The sequence below is a fragment of the Gordonia lacunae genome (assembly GCF_002149015.1).
In the GTDB taxonomy this organism is placed as follows: Bacteria; Actinomycetota; Actinomycetes; order Mycobacteriales; family Mycobacteriaceae; genus Gordonia; species Gordonia lacunae.
In genome coordinates this window covers 227,151-234,140 of record NZ_NGFO01000006.1, presented here as the reverse complement: position 1 = coordinate 234,140, position 6,990 = coordinate 227,151, and the positions used below count along the sequence as shown (strand labels likewise).

Genomic DNA, 6,990 nt, shown 5'->3' with positions numbered 1-6,990 from the left:
CCCACAACATCACCACAACTCGTCAGAGATTGTCGGTTGGTGTTCGCATCCACTATGTACTTCTGAAACAACACACAATAAACAGACAACCTGTTGTGTGTGGTGGTTGTTTCATAAAGTTACGGCGGCTATAGCGGAGGGGAAACGCCCGGCCCCATTCCGAACCCGGAAGCTAAGCCCTCCAGCGCCAATGGTACTGCACCCTAATCAGTGTGGGAGAGTAGGACACCGCCGAACACAATTTCAGAAATGCCCCGCAACCCCAGGTTGCGGGGCATTTCTCATACCCCCATCAACTCAGATGGTGGACGTCGGCCAGGCCGTACACGGGCGTCGGGATTCCCTCATATCGAGCCTTGAGCTGCAGGGCCAGATACAGCGAATAGTGACGTGACTGGTGCAGGTTTCCGCCGTGGAACCACAGGCCCGGCTGCTGGGTGGGCTTCCACATGTTCCGCTGTTCGCCCTCCCAGGGTCCCGGGTCCTTGGTCGTCTCGGAACCCAGTCCCCACACCTTGCCGACACGATCGGCGACCTCCTGCCCCATCAGATCGGCGGCCCAGCCGTTCATCGACCCGTAGCCCGTCGCGTAGACGACCACGTCGGCGTCGATCTCGGTGCCGTCGGTGAGGACCACCGAGTTCTCGGTGAGATGGTCCAGTTGCCCGTGGACGAGCTTGATCGTGCCGTCGGCGATGAGCTCGCTGGCGCCGACGTCGATGTAGTAACCGGACCCGCGGCGCAAATACTTCATGAAGAGTCCAGAGTCGTCGTCGCCGAAGTCGAGCTGGAAGCCGGCCGCCTCGAGGCGATCGTAGAAGTCCTTGTCCTGCTCCCTGATCTGGTCGTATACGGGTACCTGGAACTGGTGCATGATCCGGTAGGGCAGTGACGCGAAGGTGAGATCGGCCTTCTTGGTGGTCATCCCGGACGCGACCGCTTCCTCGCTGTACAGGGAGCCGAGGGCGATCGACCGCAGGGAGTCGGACTTCACGATATGGGTGGAGGAGCGCTGCACCATCGTCGCGTCGACCCCGTTGTCCACCAGAGCCTTGCAGATGTCGTGTGCGGAGTTGTTGGAGCCGATGACGACGACCTTCTTGCCGAGGTAGCCGTCGGGTCCGGGGTGGGCGCTCGAGTGGTGCTGCTCGCCGGCGAACACATCCTGCCCGGGAACCGTGGGGACGGCGGGTTTGCCCGACATCCCCGTCGCGAGGACCAGCTGCGTCGGATGGAGCGTGAGGCGTTCACCGTCTCGGTCCACGACCACGGTCCAGCGTGCCTCGGCCTCGTCGTACTCAGCGGACAGGCACGTCGTCTTGCTCCAGTACGGAACTTCCATGACCTTCGTGTAGAACTCCAGCCAGTCACCGATCTTGTCCTTCGGCGCGAAGACCGGCCAGTTGTCGGGAAAGGGGAGGTACGGGAGATGGTCGTACCAGACCGGGTCGTGCAGGCACAGCGACTTGTACCGCTTGCGCCACTGGTCCCCGGGCCGGTCATGGCGGTCGACGACGACGGAGGGAACACCGAGCTGGCGGAGTCGTGCGCCGAGCGCGATGCCGCCCTGCCCGCCGCCGATCACCAGTACGTATGGTTGCGCGGACTGCCCGAGGGCCTGCTCCTCGTCGGCTTTCTTCTCCGCCCACGAGCGGGTGTCGGGGTCGGAGCCGTGGACCGCCCCGAGCGGCCGGTTCTGGCCGGCCGACTCCTCATGGCCCTTCAGTTCCTGCATCGTCGTCAGGAGGGTCCAGGCCTTGTCGACCCCGGCGTGCTGCCCTTCGCCGTCCGGACCACTGTCGTCGGGACGGATGCGCACGTGGCCCTCACAGCGTCCGACGGCGGTCTCGAAGGCGACGAAGGCGGAGACGACGCCGTCCCCGTCGTCGGTGGGCGGTTCGGTGGTGGCGAAGTTCGACGGCCGGGTGTCGGCGAGACGCGCGGTCAGCATGTCGGCGATCTGCTCGTGGCCCTCTACGGTCTTGATGTTCCAGGTGAATGCGGTCAGGTCGCGCCAGTAGCTGTCGGTCAGGAACGCGTTCGTCGCGCGGGTGATGTCGTGTGCGGCGAGTGCGGATTCGAACTCACGCAGCCAGGTGTCGATCCGTTCCTGCGGGGTGCGGTCGAGATGGACGACCGGTTCCAGTGTCTGCGTCATGAGATGCCTCCTCGGATATGTGCCCCGCGAACGTGATGTGGAACACAGCGGGTTGAGGACAGCAGACGCCCCCGCGGCGGGTGGCGGCAAGGGTTGCAGGGGGTTGCGAGGGGTGGGGGTCGTTGTCGTTGTCTGTGACGTGACGCACAATCGAGAGGATGAATGCTTACGAGTCGGGCTCCGAGCTGGAGCCCGCGGTCCACGCCGGCGACGATCCGCGCGCGTTCGCGTCGGTTCTGAGCGCGGTTCACGACGCGGCGATGTCGGGCGGGCGCATGCCGGCCCGTCCGCGGGGTGTCATCGACGACTCGTGGCAGCGACTCCGACGGGCCGGCCTGGACCCGGACGTGGACTGCGTCGGGGAACGGACGCTCCAGCTCGACGAGCTGGAGGAGCGCCGCCGGCGGTCCGGCCTGGCGGAGGTCGTCGACGAACTGGCACGAGGCCTCGACTCGCTGATCGCCGACGGCGACAACATCCTGGTCGTGTCGGACGCCGACGGACACGTGCTGTGGCGGAGCGGGTCGTCGAAGGTCCTCACGCGCGCGGACACTCTTGGATTCGTCGAGGGCGCCGACTGGGCCGAGGGCTCGGTGGGGACCAACGCCATCGGTACGGCTTTGATGTCGGGTCGTTCGGTGCAGGTGTTCTCGGCCGAGCACTTCGTGCGGAGTCATCACTCGTGGACCTGCACCGGTGCGCCGATCAAGGATCCGCGGACCGGTGAGATGTTGGGTGTGGTCGACGTCAGCGGTCCGGCCGCCACGATCCATCCGACGACCCTGGCGCTGGTGCATGCGGTCGCCCGGCTCGCCGAGTCGCAACTGCGCGAGAGCCATCATCGCCGGCTCGACTCGTTGCGGGCGGTTGCCGCGCCGATCCTCGCCCGCATGCCCGGCCCGGCGCTGGCGGTCGACACCGATGGGTGGGTCGCCGCGGTGGACACCGTGTCCCCTCGCTCACGGCTCATCCTGCCGCCCCGTCTCGGGCCCGGCCGCATCTTCGTCAACGCGCTCGGCGAGTGCGACGTCGAGGCGCTACCCGGTGGGTGGCTGGTGCGGGTCGCGGAGACGTCGGGCGCGTCGTCCACGCGGGTGGTCGTACGGGTTCCGGCGGGACCGTCGGGTGTGGGCAACGTCGAGGTCACGGTCGAAGGGGCCAGCGGGGCGTGGACACACCGCTGCTCGCCGCGCCACGGGGACATTCTCACGTTCCTGGCGCGTCAGCCGGACGGCGTCACCGCGGCCCGGATGTCGACTCATCTGTTCGGCGTCGACGATCGGACGGTCACTGTCCGTGCCGAGATGTCCCGTCTGCGCAAGCACTTCGGTGGTCTGCTCGTCGCGGGTCCGTACCGGTTCGTCGACGGGGTCGACGTCGAGGTGCTCGACTCGGAGGACTGATCGACGCCGAGGACTGATCGACTCGGAGGACTGATCGACGCCGAGGACTGATCGACTCGGGCTCAGTCGTATTCGGCGACGACGAGCCCGCGGTCGAAGGCGTACACGATCGCCGCCGCGCGATCACGCAGGTCGAGTTTGGTGAAGATGTGATTGACGTGGCTCTTGACCGTCACCTGCGAGATGCCGAGGGCCGAACCGATTTCCGCGTTCGTCCGGCCGCGCGCGATGAGTCGTAGGACGTCGGTCTCGCGGTCGGTGAGCCCGAGCGCGGTGGTCACCCGTTCGCGACCCGACCGGCGGAATCCCTGGAGGACGCGTTCGGTGACCGCGGGGTCGAGGAAGGCGCCGTCGCGAACCACGGCACGGACCGCCCAGATCAAGGCCTCGGCCGGCGAGTCCTTGAGGATGAATCCGGCGGCTCCCGCGCGCAGGGCCCGCGACAGCAGGTCGTCGTCGTCGAAGGTGGTCAGCACGAGCACCGGCGGCGGTTCCCGCAGTGTGCGGACCATGGTGGTGGCGGTGATGCCGTCGACGTTGCGCATCCGCAGGTCCATCAGGACGATGTCGGGCCGGTGCTCGGCGATCCCCGCGAGCACCTCGGAACCGTCCGCGCACTCGCCCACGATGTCGAACCCGTCCCGGAGGCGGAGGATGCGACGCAACCCGGTGCGGATGAGTTCCTGGTCGTCGACGAGCAGGACCCTGATCGGGTCGGGCGTGGCCTCGGCCGGACTGCTCGTCGTCACACCGGCACCCCGTCGGCGATCGACCGGGCGGGCAACGTCGCCCGCACCGTCCACGTGCCCGCGCGATGCGACGCGTGCAGGGTGCCCCCGAGCAGCGCGGCGCGCTGGGTCATGCCCTCGATGCCGGTGCCGTCGCAGTGCCGTGGCCGCCCCTGCGCCGCGGGATTCTCCACCGTGAGCGCCACCGCGTCGGACACCGACACCGAGACCGACGCACGCTTGCCCGCCGAGTGTTTGACGACGTTCGCCAAGGACTCCTGGGCGATGCGGTAGAGCGCCGCGCCGACCGGCCGGGAGAGCTCGGTGACGTCGCCGGCGAGGGTGAAGTCGATGTCCACTCCGGCCTTGCGGTAGTCCTCGACGAGCCGGACCAGATCGTCGGCACCCGGTGACGGCGACGTCGTTCCCGCCGGTCCGGCCGTTCCCAGCACGTGGACGATGGTGCGGATCTCGGTCATGGCCTGCCGGCCCTGGCGCTCGGCATCGGCGAGCGCGTCCAACGCCTCCTCGACGTCGCGATCCTGTTCGAGCACACGACGGGCGCCGGTGACGTTGAGCATCGTGATCGACAACGAGTGCGCGATGACGTCGTGGATCTCGCGCGCGATCCGCCGGCGCTCGTCGCCGGCTGCACGGTCGGCTCGTTCGGCGAGCACTCGAGCCCGGTTGTCGGCCAATCGTTTCTGGATCAACATCATGTAGCCGATCAGCCATCCGCAGGCGACGCCGAGTGCGTAGAGCGCCGGCGAGTCGAGGCCGCCGACGGCGCCGAACCAGACGATCACCGCGATGCACACGACTGTCACGGCGATGCCGGTCAACAGGGGGTACATCGCGGCCGCGATGGCCGTCATGAGGACGAGCTGGAGTGGCGCGGCGTCGGTGGGCGTCGGGATCATCAAGAAGCAGACCGAACTGGCGATGATGCCGAAGCACGCGTACGAGGTCGGCGGCAGCGTGAGATCCATCACCAGCGTCAGTGCCGCCAGCGCCAGGGCCGCGACCACCCACCAGATCTGGTCGAACGGAAAGCGTTGCGCCGTCGACACCAGCGTGACCACCACGCTCGACGACAGGATCACCGCGGGATAGAGCGGGGGATAGTCCCCGCCCGCCCGTTCGATGCGGCGCCACAGCCCGGCGCCTGCGTTCGTCGTGAAGCCCGTCACCGTTCCAGGATAGTTCCGCGTCACCGCCGCACGACCGCCCCACGGTGGACTCCGATGTCCACCCTGGGGTGGAGAACAGGTCAACCCGCGGGATGGCGATTCGCACCCGTTGTCTCCATAGCGTTGTGAGCACCTGATATCGCTGACCCGGGAGGACACGATGATGACGCTGCGGACACGACCCCGGCGCTGGGAACCCCTCGAAACCCGAGACGTGCCAACTGCTCTCGCCGCGCACCCGCCGCTCCGTACGGTGCGGCGCGTCCCGGCCGGACTCACCGGGACCGGCGATCCGGTCGTCGTCGGCGTCGACGGGAGCGAGGGTTCGCTGCGGGCGGTGAAGGTCGCGGTTCGCCTGCTCGGCGACTCCGGCGATCTGATCCTGATCTGCGCCACCCGTGGCCGCCGGAAGGAGAAGAGCACCGGCCTCCACGACGCCCTGAGGGACGAGTCCTACCTGCTCTCCGGGCAGGCCGGGATCGACGAGTGTCTGCGAACCGCTGCCGAACTCGCGAGATGGCACGGTGCGCGGACGGTGTCGACCATGAGTGAGGTCGGCGACCCCACAGCGGTCCTGCACCGGGCCGCGCAACGCGTCGGGGCCGGTGCCGTGGTCGTCGGAACCGGGAGTGCACGCCCGGGCTGGACCGCCCGACGCCTCGCGGCGCGCCTCGACGACGACGTCACCCTCGTCGTCACCGACGGGTCGGTCCATCTCCGTCGGCGGTCGGTGGCGACCGGGCCTGTTCGGGGCTCCGAGTGGATCGTGCGTTGGCCGACGCCGGCGCCGGGACCCGCGTAGCACCGTTCGCGTGACACGATGTGCGCATGCACATCACCGACGAGGCGAGGCTCCGGGAGATCGTCGGCGAGCCGGCTGCCGTCGTTCGCGACAAGGTCAGGCCGACGCTCTCGGACATCGACCGAGCGTGGCTGGCCGCCTCACCTGTGGTGTTCCTGGCCACCTCCGATGCCGTCGGCCGCGTCGACGTCTCACCCAAGGGCGACCCTGCCGGGAAAGTGGTGCACATCGTCGACGACACGCGTATCGCGATCCCCGAACGTCCTGGGAACAGACGCGTCGACGGTTATCTGAACATCCTGCGCAACCCGCATGCCGGCACCATCTTCGTCGTCCCCGGCCGCAACGACACCCTGCGCGTCAACGGGACCGCCCGCATCGTCGACGACGCCGACTATTTCGACGCCCTCGCGGTCAAGGGAAAGCGTCCGATCCTGGCCGTGGAGATCGACGTCGACGAGGTCTTCTACCACTGCTCCAAAGCGTTTCTGCGCGCGGATCTGTGGAAACCGGAGTCCTGGACTCCGCGGACGCTGCCGTCGGTGGCGGCTATCACCAGAATGGTCATGCCCGAACTCGATGTCCCCTTGGTCGACGACCGGGAGACAGATGAGCAGTACCGCAAGTACCTGTACTGACCGCTCGGCGCGAGCCGCCGGCCGGTCGGCGCAGGGCCGTCGATCACGTGTCGTGGCGGCGATCACACCGA

Annotated in this window: 6 protein-coding genes and 1 rRNA gene; 4 read left to right on the top strand and 3 right to left on the bottom strand. The window is 67.9% G+C overall.

Features of this window, described 5'->3' with window-relative positions:
- Positions 1–120 precede the first annotated feature (120 nt).
- Positions 121–237 (top strand): 5S ribosomal RNA (gene rrf / locus CA982_RS07580).
- A gap of 55 nt (positions 238–292) precedes the next feature.
- On the opposite strand, the gene CA982_RS07575 is transcribed toward rrf, so the two are convergent.
- Positions 293–2,158, bottom strand: a complete 1,866-nt coding sequence (locus CA982_RS07575; protein ID WP_086534696.1) for a flavin-containing monooxygenase — start codon at positions 2,156–2,158, stop codon at positions 293–295.
- Positions 2,159–2,316: 158 nt separating this feature from the next.
- On the opposite strand from CA982_RS07575, the gene CA982_RS07570 reads away from it, so the two are divergent.
- On the top strand, positions 2,317–3,561 hold the full coding sequence (locus tag CA982_RS07570) for a helix-turn-helix domain-containing protein (protein WP_086534695.1): 1,245 nt from the start codon (positions 2,317–2,319) through the stop codon (positions 3,559–3,561).
- Positions 3,562–3,623: 62 nt separating this feature from the next.
- On the opposite strand, the gene CA982_RS07565 is transcribed toward CA982_RS07570, so the two are convergent.
- Positions 3,624–4,310, bottom strand: coding sequence for a response regulator (locus CA982_RS07565; protein ID WP_086534734.1), 687 nt, complete (start codon positions 4,308–4,310; stop codon positions 3,624–3,626).
- Complete coding sequence (locus CA982_RS07560; protein WP_086534694.1) at positions 4,307–5,479, bottom strand: sensor histidine kinase; 1,173 nt, start codon at positions 5,477–5,479, stop codon at positions 4,307–4,309. Before CA982_RS07560 ends, CA982_RS07565 begins: the two co-directional genes overlap by 4 nt.
- Positions 5,480–5,693: 214 nt before the next feature.
- Between CA982_RS07560 and CA982_RS07555 the strand changes: the two genes are divergently transcribed.
- Positions 5,694–6,281, top strand: coding sequence for a universal stress protein (locus CA982_RS07555; protein ID WP_341865021.1), 588 nt, complete (start codon positions 5,694–5,696; stop codon positions 6,279–6,281).
- 26 nt (positions 6,282–6,307) lie between these two features.
- Positions 6,308–6,919 (top strand): MSMEG_1061 family FMN-dependent PPOX-type flavoprotein, encoded by a 612-nt coding sequence (locus CA982_RS07550; protein WP_086534692.1) that lies wholly within the window; start codon positions 6,308–6,310, stop codon positions 6,917–6,919.
- The last annotated feature ends 71 nt before the right edge of the window (positions 6,920–6,990 follow it).

Coding starts and splice junctions, on each gene's coding strand:
- CA982_RS07575 (WP_086534696.1), bottom strand. CDS start 2,158: ATGACGCAGACACTGGAACCGGTCGTCCATCTCGACCGCACCCCGCAG.
- CA982_RS07570 (WP_086534695.1), top strand. CDS start 2,317: ATGAATGCTTACGAGTCGGGCTCCGAGCTGGAGCCCGCGGTCCACGCC.
- CA982_RS07550 (WP_086534692.1), top strand. CDS start 6,308: ATGCACATCACCGACGAGGCGAGGCTCCGGGAGATCGTCGGCGAGCCG.